The organism is Citrobacter sp. Cb080, from assembly GCF_030334745.1.
In the GTDB taxonomy this organism is placed as follows: domain Bacteria; phylum Pseudomonadota; class Gammaproteobacteria; order Enterobacterales; family Enterobacteriaceae; genus Citrobacter; species Citrobacter braakii.
In genome coordinates this window covers 24,942-48,688 of sequence record NZ_JAOWDG010000082.1, presented here as the reverse complement: position 1 = coordinate 48,688, position 23,747 = coordinate 24,942, and the positions used below count along the sequence as shown (strand labels likewise).

Below are 23,747 nucleotides of genomic sequence, written 5' to 3'. Positions count from 1 at the left end.
TCGCAGAGCAGGCAATCAGAGCGAAAAATTCACGCCAACCTGCTCAGGCTGTATTGTTTTGAGGTAAGGTGCATGAGCAAAGGAACGACCAGTCAGGATGCCCCATTCGGGACATTATTGGGCTACGCCCCAGGCGGCGTAGCAATCTACTCTTCAGATTACAGCTCCCTCGACCCACGGGACTACGACGATGATGCGGCATTTCGCAGCTATATCGACGACGAATACATGGGCCACAAATGGCAGTGCGTAGAGTTCGCACGCCGCTTTCTCTTCCTTAATTATGGCGTGGTCTTCACCGATGTAGGCATGGCCTGGGAGATCTTTTCCTTACGCTTTCTACGCGAAGTGGTGAATGACAATATCCTGCCGTTACAGGCATTTCCGAATGGTTCACCCCGCGCGCCGGTAGCCGGTGCTCTGCTTATCTGGCAAAAAGGCGGTGAGTTTAACGATACCGGCCATGTGGCGGTCGTTACCCAGTTGCTGGAAAACAAAATCCGTATTGCCGAACAGAACGTGCTCCATACGCCGTTGCCTCCCGGACAGCAGTGGACCCGCGAACTGGAGATGGTGGTTGAAAACGGTTGTTACACCCTGCGTGATACCTTTGACGACACCACCATCCTTGGCTGGATGATCCAGACCGATGATACCCGTGACAGCCTGCCGCAGCCGGAGATCGCCAATGACTCGCTGAAAATTGGCGGCGCGCGACTGGAAGATAACGGGCAGTTTGACGGTAAATGGCTTGATGAACAGGATCCGCTGCAGAAAGCCTACGTGCTGGCGAACGGCCACGTGATTAATCAGGATCCGCATCAGTACTTCACCATTACCGAGAGTGCAGAGCAGGAGCTGATCAAAGCCACCAACGAGCTGCACCTGATGTATCTGCACGCGACCGACAAAGTGCTGAAAGATGACAACCTGTTGGCGCTGTTCGATATCCCGAAAATCCTCTGGCCGCGTCTGCGCCTTTCCTGGCAGCGTCGTCGGCATCATATGATTACAGGACGTATGGATTTCTGTATGGATGAACGCGGACTGAAGGTGTATGAGTACAACGCCGATTCCGCATCGTGCCATACCGAAGCTGGTTTGATCCTCGAAAGATGGGCCGAGCAGGGCTATACAGGACAGGGACACAACCCAGCTGAAGGATTGATCAACGAACTGGCGGGGGCCTGGAAGCACAGCCGCGCGCGTCCTTTTGTCCACATCATGCAGGATAAAGATATAGAGGAAAACTACCACGCTCAGTTTATGCAGCAGGCGCTACGTCAGGCCGGGTTTGACAGTAAAATTCTGCGTGGCCTCGATGAGCTACGTTGGGATGACGCTGGTCAGCTGATTGACGGGGACGGTCGTCTGGTGAACTGCGTCTGGAAAACCTGGGCGTGGGAAACCGCAATTGAGCAGGTGCGAGAGGTCAGTGAAACGGAGTACGCTGCGGTACCAATTCGTACCGGGCATACGAATCAGGAAGTGCGTTTAATCGACGTGTTGTTGCGCCCGGAAGTGCTGGTCTTTGAACCTCTGTGGACGGTGATCCCTGGTAATAAAGCGATTCTGCCGATCCTGTGGCAACTGTTCCCACACCACCGCTATCTGCTTGATACTGATTTCACTGTTAATGAAGAGCTGGCGCAAACCGGTTATGCAGTGAAACCTATTGCAGGACGTTGTGGCAGCAACATCGATCTGGTGAGCCATCAGGAAGAGTTACTGGATAAAACCAGCGGAAAGTTTGCCGAGCAGAAGAACATTTATCAGCAGCTTTGGTGTCTGCCAAAAATTGCCGGTAAATATATTCAGGTTTGTACCTTCACCGTAGGCGGTAACTATGGGGGGACCTGCCTGCGCGGCGATGAGTCGCTGGTGATTAAAAAAGAGAGCGATATCGAGCCGCTGATTGTGGTGAAGGAAGAGTAATATTTTTGCGTGTTCTTGATTGAAATGCGAAAAGCCGGAGTATATCTCCGGCTTTTTTCTGTTTGTAGTTAAATTGACGCTGATTATATATTTAAATAAGTTACATGGAATATAGATATAATGGTAATTATTACTTTAATTAATATTTTATAGCTCAAAAACATTCTTTTTATGAATGTTTTCAACGTTAATTAATTTCCTCCGTTTGTATTAGATAATATACTTTCTTGATTTTGTTTTTAGATGAATAATACTAATGTATTATTTGGTGTATTAGTGATATTGATCATATTTTATCTCAGGTAATATGTCGGATTACGTTAGCATACTAATTATAATCGTTAATTGTCATTAACAGTTGTTGTTGACTGCCCGCAGAAATGACGATGTAAGAAACACGTTGAGCGATTGGAAAATGCTCCGTTAGGAAATGTAAAATATCGGCAGGAACCGCCGGTCTGAGAGGGACGTATGGGTGACAGTTTTCAGAATGAAGTGCCGACGGCACGTGTTAATATTAAGTTAGATTTACATACCGGAGGCGTTCAGAAAAAGGTTGAATTGCCGTTAAAACTTTTGGCTGTAGGTGATTTCAGTAATGGTAGAGAACAACGACCATTATCCGAGCGCGAAAAGGTTGATATTAATAAAAATAATTTCAATGATGTGTTAGCTAAGTTCGCACCAGTAGTAAATATGAGTGTTAAAAATACGTTAGCTGGTGAAGACAGAACTGACGATATTAACCTTACCTTTAAAAATATCCGCGATTTTGAACCTGAACAGGTCGCACGAAATATCCCACAATTACGCGTTCTGTTGGCTATGCGTAACTTACTGCGCGACCTGAAATCTAACTTACTCGATAACGCTGCTTTTCGTCGCGAGCTGGAAATCATCCTCAAAAATCCAGCCCTGAGTCAGGAACTGCGTGATGAACTGGCAACCATGATGCCAGAAGAGATTTAACGTTATACAGGGTTTCCTCCGCTTAATTGGCAGGAATAGTAAAGGATCATAAAAGGAATATGTTGATGTCTGTTCAGGAACATACCTCTTCAGTCGCGACCACCACGACCAGTGAACGCAGCGTTTATCAATCCCTCTTTGACAAAATTAATCTTTCCCCGGTTTCGACATTAAAAAATGTAGATGCATGGCAGAGTGATGAAGCGCTTTCTGATGCCGCTCCGGCTGAACGCGTGACCGCCGCTATTCAGGTTCTGGTCTCTTGTCTGGCGGATGCTGCGCAGTCAGTAGAACGCCTGGATAAAACACTGCTCGATGAGCAGATTGCTCGTCTGGACAAGCAGATTAGCGACCAGGTTAATGAAGTTATGCACCATGCTGAATTTCAAAAACAAGAATCGCTCTGGCGTGGTGTGCACTCGATGATCACCGGTATCGATTTTCGCCAAAATGTCCGTGTAGAAATGATGGATATCAGCAAGGATGCGCTGCGTGATGATTTTGACGACGCGCCGGAACTTATCCAAAGTGGGTTATATCGCCATGTTTATATTGAAGAATATGATCAGCCAGGCGGCGAACCCATTGCGGCAATGATTTCAGCATACGAATTTGATAACAGCCCACAGGATATTGCACTGCTGCGCAATATTTCGGGTGTGTCGGCTGCCTGTCATATGCCGTTCATTGGTTCCGTTGGGCCGAAATTCTTCCTGAAGGAAAATATGGAAGAAGTCGCGGCCATAAAAGATATCAATGATTATTTCGAACGAGCTGAATACATCAAGTGGAAAGCATTCCGTGATAGCGACGATTCACGCTATATCGGATTAACTATGCCGCGTGTTCTGGGTCGCCTGCCGTATGGTCCTGATACCGTGCCGGTACGTAGTTTTAACTATGTTGAAGAAGTTAAGGGCCCGGATCATGAAAAATATCTGTGGACCAGCGCCTCTTTCTCTTTCGCTGTGAACATGGTGAAAAGTTTTATCAAGAATGGCTGGTGCGTCCAGATCCGTGGACCACAGGCGGGTGGTGCGGTTAAAGACTTGCCTATCCATCTGTACGATCTGGGGACAGGTAATCAGGTGAAGATCCCGTCTGAGGTGATGATTCCGGAAACCCGGGAGTTTGAATTCGCCAATCTCGGCTTTATTCCGCTTTCTTATTATAAGAATCGTGATTACGCCTGCTTCTTTTCTGCTAACTCGGCTCAAAAACCTGCGCTGTTTGATACAGCGGAAGCGACGGCTAACAGCCGGATTAACTCACGTCTACCGTATATCTTCCTGCTTTCTCGTATCGCTCACTACCTGAAAATCCTGCAGCGAGAAAATATAGGTACGACCAAAGATCGCCGTCTGCTTGAACTTGAACTGAACAACTGGCTGCGCAGTCTGGTAACCGAAATGACCGATCCTGGCGATGACTTGCAGGCTTCACACCCGCTTCGTGACGGGCGTGTTGTGGTGGAGGATATTGAGGATAACCCAGGCTTCTTCCGCGTGCGCCTGTATGCCATTCCGCATTTTCAGGTTGAAGGTATGGACGTCAGTTTGTCGTTAGTTTCACAAATGCCTAAGTCGAAATCTTAACGACACAATGCACAGGAGGTGCGATGAAGATCTATCGCCCGTTATGGAGCGAGGGGGCCTTTCTGGCTCCCCAGCAGTTTCAGCAACAGACACGTTGGGATGCCTATGTAGCCGACGTTGTGGCTCATATGTCACTTTCATCACCGTGGGGCGTCATCAGCGCGGAGTTTGATGAAAGTGCGCTAACGGTTTCCCGTTTGAATCCCGTTAATCTGGTTGTGCGTTTTCCTGACGGTACGTTAGTGGATACAGGTATTTCAGATAACCTGCCTCCGGCGTGTGATTTATCGCATCTTACTGGTTACAGCAGCGTTGATATCGTCCTGGCGTTGCCGCTGCTTTCGGCTAATGGCGGCAATCTTTCGTCAGGCAACGGCGTTAGCCGTCCGTGTCGCTGGCAGCAGGAATGGCTGCCAGTGCAGGATCTCTCTGGTCAGGAACGGACTGATATGGCAGTGCTGCGGCATGCTATCACCCTCCGGTATGCCCACGATGATAACAGCGCTTATCTGACCTGTCCGGTAGCTTGCCTGACTCGTAATGCTCAGGGGCAATGGGAGCTGGGACGCGATTTTTTACCGCCATCGCTTTCACTCTCAGCCAGCCCCTTATTAATCAATTCTCTCAGTGATTTGGTGCATCGCATCCAGGCCCGTTGTCGCCGTCTGATGGCCTTGCGTCGTGAAAGTAACGAACGAATGGCGGATTTTGCGGTAGCAGATGTTTCGTTGTTTTGGCTGCTAAATGCGCTTAATAGCTCAGAGCCTGTACTGAGAGAAATGCTGCAAAACCCAGGCCGTCATCCCGAACTTTTGTGGCGTGAACTGGCGCGGTTAGCGGGCAGCCTGCTGACCTTTTCATTAGAAAATGATGTCAGCGTTGTGCCGCCATACCAGCACGCAAATCCGCAGCAAGTATTCCCTCCATTGTTTGCATTGCTGGTGGAACTGCTGGAAGCCAGCCTGCCATCTCGTGTTGTCGCTATTGAGCTGACGCAGGAGAGACAGTTCTGGAATGGTGCACTGTCGGATGCTCGACTGCGTGAAGGCGCTGATTTTTACCTGTCCGTTCGTTCAGATCTCCCTGCGCATGTCCTACTGACGCAATTTCCACAGCTCTGTAAAGCGGGGAGCAGGGCAGACGTGTCTGATGTAGTCAATGTAGCACTCAGCGGAATTCCGTTAAAACCGCTGACGCATATACCCGCAGCCATCCCGTTACGACTGGAAAATCAATACTTTGCTCTTGAGATTAATCATCCAGCAGCTCAGGCCATGCTGGACGCTGGTAATTGCGCCTCCTATGTGCCGGGAACGCTGGGAGAGATCCAACTCGAGTTATTCGCCGTATTAAGGGATTGAAATAAATGAATAAGGATATTGATCAGGTGTTCTGGCCTACCTGGCTTGCTGTAAGCCAACTACGTGGCGGGTTGGAAGTCGACGATGGGGCTGCTTTCTATCGCCGGGCCTGCCAATGGGTTGATTCTGCGCGTAATGCATTGCGTGACCTGGGGTACTCCCGTCCTCAAAAGTATTGCCTCGGGCCGGGAGTTACTGGAGCAGGCACGGGTGTTGGCCAAATACCTGGCCGATCAGCCAGATGGCTGGCTGGCGGCGCATCATTTGATGAAAAGCGTGCGGCTCGATACGGTCAGCCAGATTCCTCCGCCAGATGGCGCCGGACGTACACGTCTGGAACCGCCCAAGAGTGATTACCGTGCGCAGCTTAAACGTCTTTATTTGCAGCAAAGCTGGACTGAATTGATTGAGTTAACTGACAGCTTATTTGTTGAGGGAGTGAATCATTTTTGGCTTGATGTGCAGTGGTACCTTCATCAGGCATTAATGAGGGCTGGGTCGCCATGGGATAAAAATGCCGGGATTATCATCAGCGATCTGAAAATGTTGCTGCATCGGATGCCGGGTCTGGAAACGCTGGCATTTAACGACGGAATGCCCTTTGCCGATGACGTCACGCGTGAGTGGATCGCCCGTGAGGTGCTGCAGGAAAGTGACTGGCAGACGGAAAAAGTCACTGCGGCTACCGCAGGGGCGGACGACGATATCCTGCTACTTGAAAGCGAGGCCTTGGCGCTGGCGGATAGCGAAGGCGTTGAAGCCGCGCTCGCCTGGCTTCAGGCTCGCCCCGGCGTGATTTCACGTCGACAACGCTGGTTACGCCAACTGTTGATGGCTCGCCTGACGGAACAATGTGGGCGCAACGATCTCGCGCTGCATTTGCTTGGCGAGTTGAATGCGACAGCACACTCTCTCACCCTCAAACAATGGGAGCCTGAACTGCTGTTTGAAGTAAAAGCGCGACGGCTGAAACTTCTGCGTTTAAAAGCCAATCGCAGTGAAAGTGACAAAGCGCGTCTGATGCCAGAGATGGACTTACTGTTGTCCGGACTGGTAGCCATTGATCCTGCCAGAGCTGCCGTCTTGTGTGGCTAAAACAAAATAAGCGAACTGTAAAATGGAAGACTTAACTCTGCGTTATTATGACGCGGAAATGCGTTATTTAAGGGAAGCGGCAAAAGAGTTTGCGCAGGCGCATCCGGATCGTGCAGCCATGCTGGATCTGGATAAAGCTGGTATTCCCGATCCCTATGTGGAGCGATTATTTGAAGGTTTTGCATTTTCGATGGGGCGATTGCGGGCCAAAATTGACGATCATCTTCCTGAATTTACCGAAGGTTTGATGAGTCTGCTGTGGCCTCATTATTTACGTACCATTCCTTCCTTAAGTATTGTCGAGCTTTTACCTGATATTGATGTGCTGAAAATGAGCGAGAGGATTAACGCGCGGTTTGGCGTATTGTCACAGCCCGTCGGTCCTAAAAAAACGGTATGTCAGTATCGTACTACACAGCCCGTCACGCTCAATCCGCTGTCTGTCACGGCGGTGAATATCGATGCGGAACCTGACGGACGCTCGGTCATCCGTATGCGAATAAAGTGCAATCCACAGATGGACTGGTCGCAAACTGATCTGACGCGCCTCAGTTTTTACCTGAGTGGTGATGCACCGGTGACCCATGCGCTGCACCTTGCTTTGACAAAGCGTCTGACCTCTCTTTATCTGAGGCTCCCCAAAAGCGTAGAGCGTATTCGACTGGATGGTTACTTTTCACCTGGCGGATTTGCCAGTGAAGACAGTTTATGGCCAAAAGGCGATACGGCGTTTGGCGGCTGGCAATTATTGCTTGAGTATTTTACGTTCCGCGAAAAATTTATGTTTGTCCATCTTAACGGTCTGGAAAAGATAACGTTTCCTGCTGGTATAGATTGCTTTGAAATAGAGGTGGTACTGACTCAACAGTGGAATTCTGAGCTTCCTCTGGGGAGTGAAAATATTCGTCTTCATTGCGTTCCGGTGATTAATCTCTTCACTATGGAGGCCGATCCGCTGGTGGTTAATGGACTAGAAAGCGAATATTTGCTGCGTCCGCGTAGGTTGCAGGATGGACATACGGAAATTTATGCAGTCGATGCAGTTTCTGGTTCACAGCGAACGCATAACGCTGTCTATGCTCCTTTCACCAGTTTTCGCCATAAGGGAGGCATGATGCGCCGTAACGCGCCAGAGCGTTATTACCATACTCGCGTCAGACGCGGCGTATCCGGATTATATGATACATGGTTGATCCTTGGAGGAGATGCCTGGGAGCGGGATCGTCTTGCTGAGCAGGAAACCTTGTCATTAAAAGTGACCGGAACAAACGGTCAACTACCCAGGCGAGCTTTGCAGAGTTCATTGCTCAATCGCTGCGAGCAGATCCTCCAGACGCCGATTGCCGTGCGCAATCTGTGTAAGCCGACACTACCTGCTTATCCTCCCGCAGAGGATCGTTTTCACTGGCGAGTGTTGAGCCACCTGGGATCCAGCTTTCTGAATATGATGGCCAGCGCAGAAGTGCTCAAAGGAACGTTGTCTCTCTATAACTGGCAGGACGATGAGCTTAATTATCGTCGTCTGGATGCGATCATGGATGTTCAGCAACATGAAATACAGCGCTTTGAAAAAGGATTTTTACTCCGTGGTGTGGATATCGAAATAACGCTTGATGAGAACGGATTTACCGGTGAGGGCGATATTCATCTGTTTGGTGAAATGCTTAACCGCTTTTTTGCGTTGTATGCGGATATTCACTTATTTAATCAGCTTACTTTAATCATACAGCCGGCAGGGAAAAGCTTGCGATGGAAAGAGAATCACAATCAGCGACTACCCGGCTGCTAAATAGCCTTGGTGAAAACCTACCCCGTACTAATTTTTATCGTTTCTGCCAGTTATTGGAACAGTGTAATCCACAAGCGCCAAGTCCTGGAAGCCAACAAAGTCCGCGCTTCGATACCATTCGTTTTCGTCCTCATCCCGGGATGGGGTTCCCGGCGGGGGAGCTAAAAAATGCAGAATATGATCCGCTACAACCCATACTTCCACCAACGGTTCGTGTCACTTTTATGGGATTGTATGGCGTGGAATCGCCGCTGCCGACAACCTATCAGGATGATATTGCCCAGCGTCAGGAAGGTTCGGACGTTGCTGCTGAGTTTCTGGATATTTTTAACCATCGCTTAATTACGCAGTTTTATCGAATCTGGCGTAAATACAGCTATCCGGCGACCTTCCGCCCAGGCGCTACAGATGAAACATCACAATATTTACTGGGGTTGACCGGGTTGGGCATTCGGGGATGCGCCACGCAAACCGAGGCTCCGTTATCGCGTTTTTTGGCGCTGTTGGGAATCATGAGAATGCCAACGCGTACGGCGGAAGGTATATCCGCGCTGGTATCTTTATTATCGCCAACAACAAATATCACCGTGACTCCTCATGATAAGCGCTTAATCCTGCAGGATAAGCCGTTAAAAATGAGAACGCGGCAACCCGTTAGCCTCCATTCTCGCCCGGTGATGGGACATAGCGCTGTAGATATTAACAGCCAGGTGCTTATTACTCTTACAACGGATGTTCCCGATGAGGTTCGCGACTGGTTACCGGGCGGCCAGCTTTATCATGATTTTCTCGCGCTGATGCACGTGTATTTAGGCGCCAGAGTCAATGCAAGGCTGCAATTACGCATTCCTCGCTCGGCACTTCCGGATGCTCAACTTACCAGTAACAAATGTGAACCGGCAGTACAGCTTGGCCGCACTGCCGTTTTGCGTCTGGATAACCCGGAAGCTAATAATCAATTTATAACAATTAAACTTGGGCTTTGGCAGAGCCTTAGTCAACATGATCAGCGGAGGGAAGCCGATGAGACTGGCGATTATCGCTATTAATTTTGCCGTAATAACCGTAATGACCAGTGTGGTCACTGGGTGTGGTCTGACACAAAAAGTATCGGAAGGCACGGTGTCATTAACGAAGTCTATTTTTTATAAGGAAATTAAAACGCTGCATTTGGATCTTTCCGCCAGAGAAGGCGCTAATAAAAATGCGCAGGGCATAGCGCTTTCTACGGTTGTGCGTATTTACCAACTCAAAGATCGTAAAGCGTTTGATTCGGCTAATTATCAGTCTTTATTTGAGCAAGATAGCACGGTGGTGAAAACAGATTTACTGGCTCAGAAAGATGTTTTGATACGTCCTGGTGAAAGTGTAACTGTCGATATTCCACTCGAAAAGGAAGCGCAATATGTTGCCGTGGCGGGGATGTTTATTTCTCCCGAACAGTCTGAAGATTCATGGCGCGTGGTATTACGCCGTGAAGATCTCGATCCTGATAAGGCGCGTGTGCTTGAATTAAATACCCGGACTCTGGCACTCCTTACGCAGGAGGATGAGTAATGGTCAAGCAGCCGTCTCTTTATGACATCTTACTGGGTAATTTTTCCGGTGGTTTCCCTTTGCACTCGGTCAGTGAAAACACGCAGGTCATCTTATCCGTCCTGGATAATATGCAGCGCATTTTGAATACTCGTGCCGGTAGCCTCAAACATTTACCCGATTACGGTCTGCCGGATATGACCAAAATCCTCCAGGGAATGCCAGGTACGGCACATCAGCTTATCAGCACGCTTTCTCAGGTTTTGTTGAAGTATGAACCGCGGCTAAAAGGTATTCAGGTAACGATGCAGGAGCAGGAAACGCCGGGGCATTTGCGTTATTCCATTGATGCTGAACTGCAAGACCTTGGCATTGTTCGCTATGGTACTGATTTTACCCCTGAGGGGCGGGTTCTTATCCGTCACCTTAAGAGGCAGGGTTGGCTTGAGACTGGAGTGTACTGACATGGATAAGTATCGCATCAGCACCGGTGGTGACCCGCGTGCTTTCACGGAGTTCGGATTGTTACGCGATGAAATCAGCAAGCTGACTCACCCCGCGCGCCCGGACGTTGACTGGCAAAAAGTTGAACAGTTAAGCCTGTCATTGTTTCGTCATAATGGCGTCGAACTGCAAACACTGGCCTGGTACACCGTAGCCAGAATACGTAATGCGGGACTGGAGGGACTTGCCGAAGGCACGGAACTTCTGGAGGCCTTACTGACGCACCACTGGAATGCAATATGGCCACAGCAAACCCATGCCCGCGTTGAGATCCTGGCATGGCTGTCTGTTCGCTTACAGCAAGAATTGCGTACGTTAACGCTGTCATATGCTGATTTATCAAAGGTGTATCGGGTTGAACAAAGTTTAAAACATGCCTGCGCAGTGCTGCAACGGCTTGAATTGAAAGCGCTTAGTAAACTGGAGGCTATCGTGACCTGGATGCACAATGCAGCTTTGCGTCTGGAGAAATCCGAACCCGATTCGGGATCGGCCGTAGTGATGATACCGGCTCCAGGTGCAACAAATAACGTTGCGACGTCTTTGCCACAGTTGGTCTTTGTGGTTAATGAGCCAGCGTCGTCCGGGCAATCGAGCACAGCGGTTTTAGCGACCAAAATCGATCATGGAACCCGACGCATGTGGCTGGGGGTTGCTATCGGTGTCATGGTTACAGCAGTGGTGAGTACAGGCGCTTTTCTTGCTATCAACCCTATGCGAGCCGACGGATATGAACTGGTTAAGCCATTGCCACAGGTACCGACGCCTGAACAATTGTCCACATTGAAGCAGTCCTCAGATTTGCAGGGGAAGAAGCAAGATATAATTGCTGCAACGCAAGGGCAATTGGACGTTTTACATCGCTTGTCACCTTTGTGGTCGCGGGAATACGCTGCATCATTAGCGCAGCAGTTAGTCACTCTGTGGCCGGAAGAATCGCAGACGACAGTAATCGCGAGCAGCTTACAGAAACAGTTAACTACGGAAGCGTTGCCGGAAAGTGCTCTGCAAAACTGGCATCATGCCCAGCAGGGGCTGGAAGCGTTAACCGCCCAGCTAAATGCGCTTGATGAACGCAAGGGTAAATATCTGACGGGGTCGGAGTTGAAATCAGCCATTTTCACTATCCGCCGCCAGCTTGACCAAACGCCGCCGACAGAAGAATTGTTGCGTCAAATCGATGAGGAATTAAAAAAACAGGGGAGTGTGTCACCCGCTTTGTATCAGCAACTCGATATACGGCTTAACCAGCTTCTTAATCGTTATACGCTGCTGAAACAAAATGCCATTCGAGGGCGGTAGCACTGGAAATAAGCCAGCCAAAGATCATCAACTGATTCAGTTGGTTATATAAAATTGGTTGATGATCTCCGCTATAAAATCATGAAAAATTAATAATATTTATCAGGAATTATCACTGAGTGCCCTAAAAGGTTAACGCCAGGATCTCTATCGGGACCTCTATAGTGCACACTGCCCATCACTGCACCCTGATGCCATAGACGCGTCCTCGGAAACAGACAACGACTCATTTAATAACGCCCCGATTTCTGCTCCCAGCGCGAGGTCGTCTACCTGACCAAAATATTGCTGGCGTAGGTATCCCTGCTGATCAATTAACGTCAACGTAGGTGTACCGCGCATAGCGTAGGACAGCATGGTCTGGGGGACATCATTGTCAGGAGACGGCATATCCACCCCGACGGGGAAAGGGATGCGGTATTCTGATAGAAAGGTTTCCAGTGCCTGTGCGGTCATTACCTCATGATGTTCAAAAACCGTATGTAGGCCAATAACGGCCACCTTATCCGGTGGAAAAGTGGCGTACACACGTGAAACCTGCGGCAGTCCATGGGAAACACAGCCAGGACACAGCATCTGAAATGATTCCATTACCACGACCTTGCCGCGTAATGATTCCAGGGTTATCGGCTGTGATGTATTAAACCAGCGTTCAATTGTCAAAGTTGGTGCTCGCGGATGGCGAATGATATTCATGTTAACTCCAGAACCCGCACTGTGGTGCGGGTTAATTTCCGTTACTGGTTTACTTTCCCCGGCAGCGTCAGCTTGCCAGAGGCCACTTTAAATACATCCTCGACGCAAAGTAGCGGCGCATGAACGGACGCATTAACTCGTAGCCCGGCAGTTACACCATCAAACTGGCTGGCAGTGACCACCCCAATATTATCGAACGGAACTTTCACTTCTACAGTTTCACCTGTCAGCGTAGGATTCCAGCCCGGACTGTCCAACAATACCGGCAAGCCAGGCCAGGTTTTTGGCAGCCGAGGTTTTTGTCCCTCAGGAATATCAACTACGGCCAGTGCGCCAGGCCCGCAGACCTCGTTAGGCTTCAGCACCACCCAGTGGGTATGCCACAGATCGCCATCATTGTTGCGGTTACCATCGCCATTTTCATCATACAGCGGCGTATCATCCAGATCAGGATGGGATGTTACCGCCAGCGCCAGGATACCGGCCTTATGTTCAAATCCCACTTCATACGGATCGATCGTTGTCGGCCAGACATAAGAGAAAATTTCCGTTCCCGCCAGCTTACCTGTTACTGCAGGCTTACTTTTACCTGCCTTGCCGGAAACTGCCATATGGAAGGTGGCAACATTCCCTTCGGTAGTGACTTTCGTGTGCACAATATCAAACTCAGCCAATACAGCCTTGTCGGTGCTGGTTTTAATACCGCCCTGATGAGGCTCATTGCCATGTGCACCGGCAGAGGTGGCTACAGCCATTGCTAATACAATCGCAATACGTTTCATTTTTATCCTTAAAGCAGATCTTTAATAAACGCACCAAAGTTGATGTGAAGCGGGATACCGCCATCCAGTACCAGGGCTGGAACAGATTGCACACCAGCTTCGATGGCCTCATTCAGTCGCGTTTTATCATTTCCGAGATGAACGATTTCTACCGTGTATTGAGCGGGATCGAGTGCCAGTGCGATTTGGTGTTCTGCATCTACGCATACCGGGCAACCTGCATGAAAGAAAACGGCTGTTTTACTCATGATGACTTTCCTTGTGTAATATCAAATGGTATCGAATCGATACCATTTGATATTACACACACTGAAAATATTGTCAATATGGTTTTGAATCGATACTATTGATGACAGTACAACCCTATCGTTAGAAAGTCTGGACGTTTGTTTATCCAGCACGTATCCCGGCAAGCAGAGGCAGGTTACTGTGACACTCTTTGATATTCTTGAACGCCTGGTGAGCCTGCAAATGGGCAGCTTTTATCGCCATCCGCAACTGAAAGGACTCCCCACAACATGGGTTCAGATTCTTTTCTATTTAACGCGATGCAATGGTTATTCCAATACGCCCGCTGCAACCACGGAATACCTCGGGCTGACTAAAGGCACGGTATCGCAGTCCCTGAATAAACTAGAGCGTGAAGGTTGGATTAGAAGAGAAAATGACGGCAAGGATAAACGGGTTGTCCATCTGGTTCTGACATCCAAAGCGAGTGAAGTGATGCATAGCATCATGCAGGAGACACTGCAGGAGTCGTGGGATTCATTAGCTTTTTCTGAGGAACAGCTGAAAACAGTTTTTCTGGCCCATCTGCGGAGTATGCAGAAAAATCAGGGGGCCAGAATGTTTGGTGAGTGCCGTTTTTGCCGGTTTCATCAGTCGATAAATGGGCATCCCTGGTGTGGTCTAACAGAAGAGCCAATTCCCATGGAAAGTATCACATTAATTTGTCGTGAATTTGAGGAACCGGAAAATAGTTGCAGCGTTAGCGCTCAGAATGAGAGAAAGGGCTAGATACTGGCTTTTGAACGGGTAAAGTGCGGACATAAAAAAATCCAGAAAATGGTATGCGCATTCTCTGGATTTTGTAGTGGAACACTGAATTTGGCCACCTGAACATAGGTGATATGCTCACTCTGCCACGTGTTCGGGGTTCATCGCAGCAGTTAACCCCCCTGAAAAACCAGACGGCAGACGGGCTGTATTACGCCGTCAGGTTCTGGCGTTGCATAACATCAACCATGTTTTGCTGGCGCAAGAAGTATCGTGACCATGGCAACGCTGAGAGGCTTCCGGATGAGGGCAAGCTGATTGCACCGATTGAATTTCTTGTGACTGGCGATTTGTCATCGTGTATGGCGCTTTCCTTACCCGTGCCAGACTCCCGGAGTCTGCTTCAGTGTTTAACACGCAGCAATTTACTAAGCAGAATAAATATGAATGATTTAACCCTGCATTATTATGACGCTGAAAACGCCGCCGACAGAAGAATTGTTGCGTCAAATCGATGAGGAATTAAAAAAACAGGGGAGTGTATCACCCGCTTTGTATCAGCAGCTCGATATGCGGCTTAACCAGCTTCTTAATCGTTATACGCTGCTGAAACAAAATGCCATTCGAGGGCGGTAGCACTGGAAATAAGCCAGCCAAAGACCATCAAATGAGTCAGACGTTTTATATTAACTTAGTTAATGATCTTCGTTATAAAATCATGCGAAAGAGTCAGCGCTTTCGCTGATTCAGGCGGATTGTATGCCTTATTATAAGGATCGCAAAATCCGTGACGGCTGTTGAGTATATGAAACGATACTAGTGGATACTGACGGAGTTTATGCTGGAGAAAGTAAGGATCATAGGCTTCTTCATATTTCGCCTGGATAACCAGTGTTGGGCTGTTGGGCATTATATCAGTATAATCACGTATACGGCTTCCGTAGAAACTGACGATACCATCGCAATGTGTATTCTCCGAACAAAGCCATGCTAATGTCCCTCCAACACTGAATCCGACGATTATTATTTTTTTATAATGATCACGTATTCTTATCAGTAAATCGAAGATCATTGATGTATCGAATCCGCAGAACTTCATGAAATAATCGTATGCCTGGCTATGTTGATCGTATGAGAAAGGTTCTTCGCGGTTCAAAAAATTGGGGCAATATACATCAAGTCCTGTATTGTGCAGTTCTTTACATACTTGCTTGATATGATTATTCAATCCATAAATTTCATGTAAAACTATCACAGCATTTTCATTTTTAGATAATAGAGTATACATCAACTGTCTCCCGTAGTTTTTAACTATCTATTCTAATAATAAAGTTTGTCAAGGGTTATCACCGGGCGTAAATTTTACAACCTCTCTGAAAATCTCGTTGCCAAGAATCTCGAGCTGATTCATTACCTCATCACTGGCCTGTTCCATTCTTTTTAACGCCAGGGACATATGCTCATGGTCGCCAGAAATCGAATACTCGATTGCAAGAACGCCGGAGTTATGTAACATCTGGTGAGGGTCCTCCAGATTTTTAAATCCCGTTAAATGAGCGAAACATCTTCCAGTATCACCGTAATACCATTTCCCCAATCTGCACTGACTATATGATGTCAACGTATCATCTAATTTATTCTCGGTAAGTTTTTTATATAGATCTATTTTCCAGATAACATGATCCATTTTAATGATACTTAAAAATAGTAAATTTGATATGTAGTCAATAATTGCCTTCATTGCGGCTGATTTTTCAATTACACTTTTAATAGAAAAAACAACTTCATTCATATGCTGAGTGATTTTCGTGATTATTGCTAGCTGTGCTTCGATGGATGTATCAACCGTAGAACCATTATTCTGGAGGATTTCCGTTTGCAAAAATATATGGTTAGTGCACATTTTAACATTTTCAGCCAGTTGTCTAACCTCTTTAGATATAACGCTAAATCCTCTTCCCGCCTCACCTACTCGGGCAGCTTCAATCGCTGAATTTATTGCGATTAGATTTGTATGATTGGCAATTTTTTGTATGTCTTTAATTGCATCATTAATTTCAGTCAGTGATAACTTCAGATGAGTCATTTGTTTTTGAATTTCTGCTGATTCTTTGCCTGCCTCATTGATCTCAATAACGAGTGATTCAAGGGAATGCATTGCTTTATTATTTTGTGCGTTTAGTTCTGTTATTTTATCTTTTTCTGTATTTAATTGTTCATGAGTTGAAATTAATGATGTTCTGATCAGGTTGAGTGTTGATATGCCAGAAGTGAAATGATGGCAGATGATTTTATTGTAGTTTTCTGCTTTTTGTTCAGCGATGGGGGTGTCAGCTTCGATGATGTCGGAAGAAGTGTTGTAATTATAGTTACTATTTCTTTTAACTATCTTAGCGATAATTTTCCTGATCATCTTATCAATCCTTTTTCGATAATAGGTTTAAGAAAATAATGGTTTAATAGTTTATCGCCTATGTTATAGATTACGTCAATATATTTTTAATTAGTATTATTTGATGTATTATAATTTCTTGATAATTGTTTTGTTGAATTATTTTACAGAAATGGCCTGGTGTTTTTTAAATGCGCGTGTTATCTATTAAGATAAGGATTATACTTCAGTTGAACACTACAGATAATGATATTTCAGAGTATTAAAATCTCCATCTGTTAGTTTTATATTTTAGCTTAACCTAAATATTCCTGTGATATCACTCTCCAGCCTGGATGTGTAGTTGGATTACATCATTTATGTGTGCATTGAAAAATTCAGAGAGTGGTTAGATGTATCACTATATATCGAGTACATGACCAAAATTGAGAGTGTGATAACCGCCGGTTAAAATGCAACATTATTAATGTATTTATAATAACAGCGGTGCCCGGACCCGGACTAACGCAGCAGGCGGTGAACAACGCGCTTGTCGCGCTGGCCCCGCAGGGGTGAGCCGCTGGAGACGAATAATCGAACGGAGCTTGATGGAGAGTCCGTTTCTCCAAAAGCAAAAACCCGCCTCTAGGGCGGGTTCTTTAAATAGTGGTGCCCGGACTCGGAATCGAACCAAGGACACGGGGATTTTCAATCCCCTGCTCTACCGACTGAGCTATCCGGGCAACGAGGCGCATTAAACCCGATTCACTTCGCTTCGTCAACGAAATTTCTTCAAATCAATGCAGACTGCACAATCTATCACCACATTGCTGCTAATGCACGCATTCTCAGCCAAAAAATGCCGTCCAGGCGGCGGAAAGCGGCATTGCCAGCAGCAGGGCAGGAAGCATATTCACAACCGCAAACATCTTGATGCCGCAAATACGCAAACCGGTTGCCAGCAGCAATAGACCGCCTACGGCGCTGAAATCGGCCATCATAGCTGGCGTCGTCAGGGGTAAAATCAGTGCTGCACAGGTGGCAAGCGTTAACTGGATTGCCAGCATCGGCATGCAAATGGCGGATACCGCGATTCCTAATGAGCAGGCAAAAATGATGGCCGTGAAGAAATCCAAAAATGACTTGGCGATTAAAATATTCGGGTCGCCTGTCATCCCTTCATGTATCGCACCGAAGATCCCGGTACCGCTGGCGCAAAACAGCACAATGATAGCCACATAGCTTTGAATAAAGGATTCGTGCGTTACGTTGGCGTCCGAGCGGGTGAAAAGCTGCTGCGCTTTGGCTACCGCAGCATTGATCCCTTTTTCCAGATGACAAAACTCGCCAATTAACGCGCCGACGAGCGTTGCCAGAACCATCACCGGTAGATTGGCGCATTTGATAACCAGCAAGATACCAATCCCTAACGAGGCCAGCCCGAAAATAGAGGTCATGGAGACCCGAATGCGTTCTGGTATATGCTGGCTGAGCAGCGCGCCGAGAATGCCACCAAATAAAATGGCGCTGGCATTAATAAAGGGTCCGATTACCACATTTGCTCCTGCATACCCATCATCGTCTTGATACTAAAGGCAATTAGCTGGGTGAAATTATGTTTCAGATTGCATTATTATGCCGCAACTTTCAGACGAAATGCTTGCTTATCTGTAAGGTTTTCGCACAGGATTTTATCTTGCGCCTGTAAGTGAAAGGTGCCATGATTGCGCGAATTTTCTTCTGTCTGAATGGGGCTGCCTGGGATGATATTACTCCCCCTACATCGCCTTCAACATCGCCTTTTTGCGCGACGTTTGCCCCTTCCCGCGACTTATCTTTACGCTCCCACCATGCGGTGAGGGCAGCGCACGCTCACTGCAGGATAACAGTAAAATCAGAGGCTATCTGCTTTTACTGATGTCTGGCGGGCGGGGCTGGTAACCAGTTTGACCTGTCATTTCGTGGGCAAAGCCATGCGGCGTTGTCCGGGACTTTTGATTTTCCCGAAACGGGTTATTGCGCTTATGAAATCAATGAAAATTGCCGCCAGTAGTGAACTGGTTTCTCGTCTGTCCAGCCATCGTCAGGTGGTGTCGCTGGACAGTACTGATTTTACTGACGTTGCGGCAGTCGTCATTACCGTTGCGGACAGCCGCAGTGGGATCCTGGCTTTGCTGAAACGCACCGGTTTTCATCTACCTGTGTTTCTGTTCGCAGAGTCTGATGTTGATGTGCCTGCGGGCGTTAATGCGGTAATTCGCGGTCGGGTTCAGGACTGGCTGGAGCTGGAATCTGCTGCCTGTCAGTATGAGGAAGAACTGCTGCCGCCGTTCTATGACACGCTTACCCAGTATGTCGAAATGGGGAACAGCACGTTTGCCTGCCCGGGACACCAACACGGTGAGTTTTTTAAGAAGCATCCTGCGGGCCGACATTTCTATGAGTTCTTTGGTGAGAATCTGTTTCGCGCGGATATGTGCAACGCTGACGTTAAGCTTGGCGATCTGTTGATTCATGAAGGATCAGCGAAACATGCGCAGAAATTTGCTGCGAAAGTTTTCCACGCGGATAAAACCTACTTTGTGCTGAATGGGACCTCTGCGGCCAATAAAGTGGTCACCAATGCGCTGCTGACGCGCGGCGATCTGGTGCTGTTTGACCGCAACAATCATAAATCGAACCACCACGGGGCGCTGATCCAGGCGGGTGCTACGCCGGTTTATCTGGAAGCGGCGCGTAATCCGTTTGGCTTTATTGGCGGCATTGATGAGCACTGCTTTGATGAGGGGTATCTGCGCCAGCAACTTCGAGAAGTTGCGCCGCAAAAGGCTGATCAACCGCGCCCGTTCCGTCTGGCGATCATTCAGTTGGGTACCTATGACGGTACGATCTACAACGCCCGGCAGGTGATCGACAAGATCGGTCACCTGTGCGATTACATCCTGTTTGATTCCGCATGGGTCGGTTACGAGCAATTTATTCCGATGATGGCCGATGGTTCACCGCTGCTGCTGGAGCTCAATGCTAACGATCCGGGGATTTTTGTCACTCAGTCGGTACACAAACAGCAGGCCGGATTCTCGCAAACCTCGCAGATCCATAAAAAGGATAACCATATTCGCGGCCAGGCGCGCTTCTGCCCGCATAAGCGTCTGAACAATGCGTTTATGCTGCATGCTTCCACCAGCCCGTTTTACCCGCTGTTTGCGGCGCTGGACGTTAACGCCAAAATCCATGAAGGCGAGAGCGGCCGTCGGCTATGGGCGGAATGTGTGACGCTGGGGATCGAGGCCCGCAAAGCGATTATTACCCGCTGTAAGCTGCTTCAACCGTTTATTCCTCCGGTAGTAGATGGCAAACCGTGGGAAAGCTATCCGACACAGGTGATTGCCAGCGAGCGTCGCTTCTTTAGCTTTGAACCTGGTGCTAAATGGCATGGTTTTTCTGGATATGCACGCGACCAGTATTTTGTCGATCCCTGCAAACTGCTGTTAACCACTCCGGGCATTGATGCGCAAACTGGGCAATATACTGAGTTTGGTATTCCGGCGACGATTTTGGCGCATTATCTGCGTGAAAACGGTATCGTGCCGGAGAAATGCGACCTTAACTCGATTCTGTTCCTGCTGACCCCGGCAGAAAGCGCTGAGAAACTGGCGCAACTGGTCGCGATGCTGGCGCAGTTTGAACAGCATATTGAAGACGATACGCCGCTGGCAAACGTACTGCCCACCATCTTCAACAAGTATCCGGTACGTTACCGGGATTACACGCTGCGTGAACTGTGTCAGGAGATGCACTCACTGTACGTCAGCTTTGATGTGAAAGATCTGCAAAAAGCGATGTTCCGTCAGGAGAGTTTACCTGCCGTGGCGATGAACCCACAGGATGCTAACAGCGCCTTTATCCGCGGTGATGTTGAACTGGTGCGTATTTGTGATGCCGCTGGTCGCATTGCGGCAGAAGGCGCGCTGCCTTATCCTCCGGGCGTACTGTGCGTGGTACCGGGCGAAGTATGGGGCGGGGCGGTGCAACGTTACTTCCTGGCATTGGAAGAGGGCATAAACCTGCTGCCGGGCTTCTCGCCGGAGCTGCAAGGGGTTTACAGTGAAACGGATGCAGACGGTATTAAACGTCTGTATGGATATGTTCTGAAGTAAGCGTCATCTGACCAAATAGGGCCACCATCAGGTGACCCTATTTAATCAATAAAGATTAGTGCGCGATAGTCTGGGCGCCTGCCGGAACGCGTACGTGTTTGTATTTAAACAGCGCAACGAAGGCAAAAGCCAGAACCAGCGAGTAACCTGCGAAGATCAGCCACACGGTCTGCCAATCGGTAATACCGTTCAGCGTATAGTGTTCAACTACTTTACCGCTCACCAGACCGCCCAGAATACAACCGAAGCCGTTGGTCATCATCAGGAACATGCCTTGTGCGCTGGCGCGGATTTCAGGGCGAACTTCTTTCTCTACAAACACGGAGCCAGAGATGTTGAAGAAGTCGAAGGCGCAGCCGTAAACAATCATCGACAGAACCAGCAGCACGGTACCAAACGGTGTTGGATCGCCGTAGGCAAACAGGCCAAAGCGCAGCATCCACGCCACGATACTGATAAGCATCACGTTCTTAATACCGTAACGGCTTAAGAAGAACGGGATGGTCAGGATAAACAGCGTCTCGGAGATCTGCGAAATCGACATCATCACTGACGCGTGTTCAACGATGAAGCTGCCGGAGAACAGCGGATTGTTATCGAAGCTGTGCAGGAAGGTATTACCGAACATATTGGTAATTTGCAGCTCTGCGCCCAGCATCATAGAGAAGATGAAGAAAATTGCCATACGCTTGTTTTTAAACAGCGCGAAGGCATCCAGGCCCAGCATGGAAGACCAGCTCTGGTTTTTCTGCTGATTGGCGACCGGGATATGCGGCAGCGTCAGGGTAAACAGCGCCAATACGACGGACAGCGTCGCGCCGATATACAGCTGCATATGGCTCAGTTCAAAGCCGGAGAAGCTTACCGCCCACATCGCCAGAATAAAGCCGATGGTGCCCCAGATACGGATTGGCGGGAAGTCTGTAACAATATCCATCCCGGCTGATTGCAGGCGATAGTAAGAGATGGTGTTGATTAACCCCAACGTTGGCATATAGGCCAGGGAGTTAAGCAAGATCACAAAGAACATGGCACCTGGCGTGGTGACTTCGGCTGCGGCGAACAGCGTTGCTGCGCCGACCAGGTGACAAATGGTGTACACCCATTTCGCACTGATCCATTTGTCAGCCACGATCCCTAACAGCGTAGGCATAAACACGGCGGCGATCCCCAGCGAGCTGTACACCGCGCCAATGGATGCACCATCAAATTTAAGGGTGACAAACATATAGGAGCCGAGGGTAGTGAGCCAACTACCCCATAAGCAGAACTGCAGAAACGAGAGAACTTTCAGCTGCAGCTTAAGATTCATGTTAATTTCCTCACACCGTAATGCGGATGAATGTTTTAAAAGGCACATTTGCCGTGGCTATATGATGTGATTCTATCAACGAGAGGCACTCTTTTTTTGTTACCTGTGACAAATATTTGCAAACAATTTCGGATTGCAAAGCAAAAGAGTGATGGAGTTAACGTTTTTCCCTCTTCAGGCCCCCGTTTTAGGGGGCAAGAGAGGGATACATTAGCGGCGACGATATGATTTTTGTGCGGAATTGACCTTGTAAAGATATCGGCGTGATTCAGCAGATGGGTGTCGGGTGGTCAGCGTTTGATAAACGTCCCCAGGGGACATGCTGTTAATGATGTTTGCGGCCTGAATTTTATCGTTCGAGAACACGCGCAGCACGCTGCCCGCACCGCCGTTATACGCGGTGATCACCGCATAGCGACGCGAGGTCGGATTATCAATGCCGCCCAAATAGACATTATTCAGCATTGCCAGATAGGCAGTACCGGTATCAATGTTGCTGGCCGGGTCAAACAAGAAGCTACGGCTTGGCGTGCCTGAGCGCCCCTGCGAACGGAACACATCTTTTCCGGCGCTGTGTTGTACCACCTGCATGAGTCCCAGCGCATCGGCATGGCTGACCGCATACGGGTTAAACGAGGATTCGGTTTGCATGATGGCCAGAATCAGTGACTCGTCGACGCCATACTTACGTGAAGCCTGACGTACCATGCCGACGTATTTATGCGCGCGCTTATCAAGGTGGTTCGGGACCAGATTGATCGTCACGCTATAGATGATACGCAAGCCATTGCTGCGCTTTTTCAGTCGCGTTTGTAGCAGGTAGTTGGCAAAGTTGGTTGCACGTCCCTCCCAACGAATAGGCTGGCCGGTATTATCGACTACCTGCCCGTACAGGAACGGCTCTTTGGAAATCTTAATGTCGTCGACATCGGAATAGAGGTCGATAGAACCCGGATCATCGCCCATCAGCAACGTCTTGATAATCGCTAGACGCAGATGTCCGGCTGGATCTGTCCCGGCAATGGTCTCGACGGTTATCGTACCGTCATCAAAATTGATATGGCTGCGGGTTTGATACTGATCGGTATACTTTACGTAGTCCTTCGGACCCGCAATCAGCACTTCCTTAAATCCCCACAGATTCTCAATGTTATGGGCAAATTGCCCCATCAGAATATCAAAACCGTTGGTATCCTTGACCCAGGCTTCGTTATAGGAATCGCCTTTTTTGGTCGAACTGGAACAGGAGATGAGCAACGGCGCGATAACGGCAAGCGCGAGAAATTTTTTCATCATTCCGGGAGTGCGTGTTGTGTTTGTTGTTGTATCGTTTTGCCGGATGGC

General features: G+C 48.4%; 20 protein-coding genes, 1 tRNA gene and 2 pseudogenes. 14 read left to right on the top strand and 9 right to left on the bottom strand.

Annotated features, from left to right (window positions below):
• Nucleotides 1–72: 72 nt before the first annotated feature.
• The 10 genes and pseudogenes from gss to OGV38_RS21195 all read left to right on the top strand — a co-directional run bounded on the left by gss (nucleotide 73) and on the right by OGV38_RS21195 (nucleotide 12,086).
• Nucleotides 73–1,935, top strand: a complete 1,863-nt coding sequence (gene gss, locus OGV38_RS21245) for a bifunctional glutathionylspermidine amidase/synthase (protein ID WP_016154486.1) — start codon at nucleotides 73–75, stop codon at nucleotides 1,933–1,935.
• A 471-nt stretch (nucleotides 1,936–2,406) separates the two neighbouring features.
• On the top strand, nucleotides 2,407–2,904 hold the full coding sequence (tssB, locus tag OGV38_RS21240) for a type VI secretion system contractile sheath small subunit (RefSeq protein ID WP_047414030.1): 498 nt from the start codon (nucleotides 2,407–2,409) through the stop codon (nucleotides 2,902–2,904).
• Between the two features lie 65 nt (nucleotides 2,905–2,969).
• The gene (gene tssC / locus OGV38_RS21235) at nucleotides 2,970–4,499 is read left to right on the top strand and encodes a type VI secretion system contractile sheath large subunit (protein WP_216425299.1); all 1,530 of its coding nucleotides are present in this window, start codon (nucleotides 2,970–2,972) and stop codon (nucleotides 4,497–4,499) included.
• Nucleotides 4,500–4,522: 23 nt separating this feature from the next.
• Nucleotides 4,523–5,860: a type VI secretion system baseplate subunit TssK gene (gene tssK / locus OGV38_RS21230; protein WP_286474841.1), complete on the top strand. Its 1,338-nt coding sequence runs from the start codon at nucleotides 4,523–4,525 to the stop codon at nucleotides 5,858–5,860.
• A 156-nt stretch (nucleotides 5,861–6,016) separates the two neighbouring features.
• Nucleotides 6,017–6,955: pseudogene (locus OGV38_RS21220) on the top strand (type VI secretion system domain-containing protein); the annotation flags it as partial.
• A gap of 22 nt (nucleotides 6,956–6,977) precedes the next feature.
• A complete protein-coding gene (gene tssF / locus OGV38_RS21215) occupies nucleotides 6,978–8,744 on the top strand; it encodes a type VI secretion system baseplate subunit TssF (RefSeq protein WP_047414985.1) in 1,767 nt (588 codons plus the stop codon).
• Nucleotides 8,705–9,793 (top strand): type VI secretion system baseplate subunit TssG, encoded by a 1,089-nt coding sequence (tssG, locus tag OGV38_RS21210; RefSeq protein ID WP_269518128.1) that lies wholly within the window; start codon nucleotides 8,705–8,707, stop codon nucleotides 9,791–9,793. The genes tssF and tssG overlap by 40 nt, the downstream gene beginning before the upstream one ends.
• Nucleotides 9,768–10,301, top strand: a complete 534-nt coding sequence (gene tssJ / locus OGV38_RS21205) for a type VI secretion system lipoprotein TssJ (protein WP_159137213.1) — start codon at nucleotides 9,768–9,770, stop codon at nucleotides 10,299–10,301. Before tssG ends, tssJ begins: the two co-directional genes overlap by 26 nt.
• A complete protein-coding gene (tssE, locus tag OGV38_RS21200; RefSeq protein ID WP_047414982.1) occupies nucleotides 10,301–10,744 on the top strand; it encodes a type VI secretion system baseplate subunit TssE in 444 nt (147 codons plus the stop codon). The genes tssJ and tssE overlap by 1 nt, the downstream gene beginning before the upstream one ends.
• Before the next feature lies 1 nt (nucleotide 10,745).
• The gene (locus OGV38_RS21195) at nucleotides 10,746–12,086 is read left to right on the top strand and encodes a VasL domain-containing protein (protein WP_269518121.1); all 1,341 of its coding nucleotides are present in this window, start codon (nucleotides 10,746–10,748) and stop codon (nucleotides 12,084–12,086) included.
• A gap of 159 nt (nucleotides 12,087–12,245) precedes the next feature.
• Here OGV38_RS21195 and OGV38_RS21190 read toward each other — a convergent pair whose 3' ends face one another.
• From OGV38_RS21190 to OGV38_RS21180, 3 genes are read right to left on the bottom strand one after another with little or no spacing between them, the layout of a single operon-like run.
• On the bottom strand, nucleotides 12,246–12,782 hold the full coding sequence (locus tag OGV38_RS21190) for a redoxin domain-containing protein (RefSeq protein ID WP_049268885.1): 537 nt from the start codon (nucleotides 12,780–12,782) through the stop codon (nucleotides 12,246–12,248).
• Between the two features lie 41 nt (nucleotides 12,783–12,823).
• Nucleotides 12,824–13,564, bottom strand: coding sequence for a hypothetical protein (locus OGV38_RS21185; protein WP_046276181.1), 741 nt, complete (start codon nucleotides 13,562–13,564; stop codon nucleotides 12,824–12,826).
• Nucleotides 13,565–13,572: 8 nt separating this feature from the next.
• A complete protein-coding gene (locus OGV38_RS21180; protein WP_016154483.1) occupies nucleotides 13,573–13,812 on the bottom strand; it encodes a thioredoxin domain-containing protein in 240 nt (79 codons plus the stop codon).
• A gap of 181 nt (nucleotides 13,813–13,993) precedes the next feature.
• Here OGV38_RS21180 and OGV38_RS21175 point away from each other — a divergent pair, with 181 nt between their 5' ends.
• The 3 genes and pseudogenes from OGV38_RS21175 (at nucleotide 13,994) to OGV38_RS21165 (ending at nucleotide 15,196) form a co-directional block, all read left to right on the top strand.
• Nucleotides 13,994–14,581 carry a MarR family winged helix-turn-helix transcriptional regulator gene (locus OGV38_RS21175; protein WP_137367189.1) on the top strand — a complete coding sequence of 196 codons (588 nt, stop codon included), beginning with the start codon at nucleotides 13,994–13,996 and terminating at the stop codon, nucleotides 14,579–14,581.
• 111 nt (nucleotides 14,582–14,692) lie between these two features.
• A pseudogene (locus OGV38_RS21170) lies at nucleotides 14,693–14,866 on the top strand (IS3 family transposase); the annotation flags it as partial.
• Between the two features lie 162 nt (nucleotides 14,867–15,028).
• Nucleotides 15,029–15,196 carry a VasL domain-containing protein gene (locus tag OGV38_RS21165; protein ID WP_019077655.1) on the top strand — a complete coding sequence of 56 codons (168 nt, stop codon included), beginning with the start codon at nucleotides 15,029–15,031 and terminating at the stop codon, nucleotides 15,194–15,196.
• Between the two features lie 55 nt (nucleotides 15,197–15,251).
• On the opposite strand, the gene OGV38_RS21160 is transcribed toward OGV38_RS21165, so the two are convergent.
• The 4 genes from OGV38_RS21160 to OGV38_RS21145 all read right to left on the bottom strand — a co-directional run bounded on the left by OGV38_RS21160 (nucleotide 15,252) and on the right by OGV38_RS21145 (nucleotide 18,487).
• Entirely contained in the window at nucleotides 15,252–15,848 is a 597-nt protein-coding gene (locus tag OGV38_RS21160; protein ID WP_019077656.1) for a dienelactone hydrolase family protein, read from the bottom strand.
• 48 nt (nucleotides 15,849–15,896) lie between these two features.
• Complete coding sequence (locus OGV38_RS21155; protein WP_049270274.1) at nucleotides 15,897–16,973, bottom strand: methyl-accepting chemotaxis protein; 1,077 nt, start codon at nucleotides 16,971–16,973, stop codon at nucleotides 15,897–15,899.
• Between the two features lie 625 nt (nucleotides 16,974–17,598).
• Nucleotides 17,599–17,674: transfer RNA gene (locus OGV38_RS21150), tRNA-Phe, on the bottom strand.
• A 105-nt stretch (nucleotides 17,675–17,779) separates the two neighbouring features.
• On the bottom strand, nucleotides 17,780–18,487 hold the full coding sequence (locus tag OGV38_RS21145; RefSeq protein WP_016157451.1) for a DUF554 domain-containing protein: 708 nt from the start codon (nucleotides 18,485–18,487) through the stop codon (nucleotides 17,780–17,782).
• A gap of 468 nt (nucleotides 18,488–18,955) precedes the next feature.
• On the opposite strand from OGV38_RS21145, the gene OGV38_RS21140 reads away from it, so the two are divergent.
• A complete protein-coding gene (locus OGV38_RS21140) occupies nucleotides 18,956–21,091 on the top strand; it encodes an ornithine decarboxylase (RefSeq protein WP_286474829.1) in 2,136 nt (711 codons plus the stop codon).
• 55 nt (nucleotides 21,092–21,146) lie between these two features.
• Here the strand turns inward: OGV38_RS21140 and OGV38_RS21135 are convergent, their stop codons facing one another.
• Together OGV38_RS21135 and mltC are read right to left on the bottom strand one after the other, a co-directional pair.
• Nucleotides 21,147–22,403, bottom strand: a complete 1,257-nt coding sequence (locus OGV38_RS21135; protein ID WP_016157449.1) for a nucleoside permease — start codon at nucleotides 22,401–22,403, stop codon at nucleotides 21,147–21,149.
• A 210-nt stretch (nucleotides 22,404–22,613) separates the two neighbouring features.
• Complete coding sequence (mltC, locus tag OGV38_RS21130) at nucleotides 22,614–23,699, bottom strand: membrane-bound lytic murein transglycosylase MltC (protein ID WP_016154410.1); 1,086 nt, start codon at nucleotides 23,697–23,699, stop codon at nucleotides 22,614–22,616.
• Nucleotides 23,700–23,747 lie beyond the last annotated feature (48 nt).

Coding starts and splice junctions, on each gene's coding strand:
- OGV38_RS21140 (WP_286474829.1), top strand. CDS start 18,956: ATGAAATCAATGAAAATTGCCGCCAGTAGTGAACTGGTTTCTCGTCTG.
- tssK (WP_286474841.1), top strand. CDS start 4,523: ATGAAGATCTATCGCCCGTTATGGAGCGAGGGGGCCTTTCTGGCTCCC.
- OGV38_RS21165 (WP_019077655.1), top strand. CDS start 15,029: ATGACGCTGAAAACGCCGCCGACAGAAGAATTGTTGCGTCAAATCGAT.
- OGV38_RS21185 (WP_046276181.1), bottom strand. CDS start 13,564: ATGAAACGTATTGCGATTGTATTAGCAATGGCTGTAGCCACCTCTGCC.
- OGV38_RS21155 (WP_049270274.1), bottom strand. CDS start 16,973: ATGATCAGGAAAATTATCGCTAAGATAGTTAAAAGAAATAGTAACTAT.
- mltC (WP_016154410.1), bottom strand. CDS start 23,699: ATGATGAAAAAATTTCTCGCGCTTGCCGTTATCGCGCCGTTGCTCATC.
- OGV38_RS21160 (WP_019077656.1), bottom strand. CDS start 15,848: ATGTATACTCTATTATCTAAAAATGAAAATGCTGTGATAGTTTTACAT.
- OGV38_RS21180 (WP_016154483.1), bottom strand. CDS start 13,812: ATGAGTAAAACAGCCGTTTTCTTTCATGCAGGTTGCCCGGTATGCGTA.
- tssJ (WP_159137213.1), top strand. CDS start 9,768: ATGAGACTGGCGATTATCGCTATTAATTTTGCCGTAATAACCGTAATG.
- tssG (WP_269518128.1), top strand. CDS start 8,705: ATGGAAAGAGAATCACAATCAGCGACTACCCGGCTGCTAAATAGCCTT.
- tssB (WP_047414030.1), top strand. CDS start 2,407: ATGGGTGACAGTTTTCAGAATGAAGTGCCGACGGCACGTGTTAATATT.
- OGV38_RS21135 (WP_016157449.1), bottom strand. CDS start 22,403: ATGAATCTTAAGCTGCAGCTGAAAGTTCTCTCGTTTCTGCAGTTCTGC.
- tssC (WP_216425299.1), top strand. CDS start 2,970: ATGTCTGTTCAGGAACATACCTCTTCAGTCGCGACCACCACGACCAGT.
- OGV38_RS21195 (WP_269518121.1), top strand. CDS start 10,746: ATGGATAAGTATCGCATCAGCACCGGTGGTGACCCGCGTGCTTTCACG.
- tssE (WP_047414982.1), top strand. CDS start 10,301: ATGGTCAAGCAGCCGTCTCTTTATGACATCTTACTGGGTAATTTTTCC.
- gss (WP_016154486.1), top strand. CDS start 73: ATGAGCAAAGGAACGACCAGTCAGGATGCCCCATTCGGGACATTATTG.
- tssF (WP_047414985.1), top strand. CDS start 6,978: ATGGAAGACTTAACTCTGCGTTATTATGACGCGGAAATGCGTTATTTA.
- OGV38_RS21190 (WP_049268885.1), bottom strand. CDS start 12,782: ATGAATATCATTCGCCATCCGCGAGCACCAACTTTGACAATTGAACGC.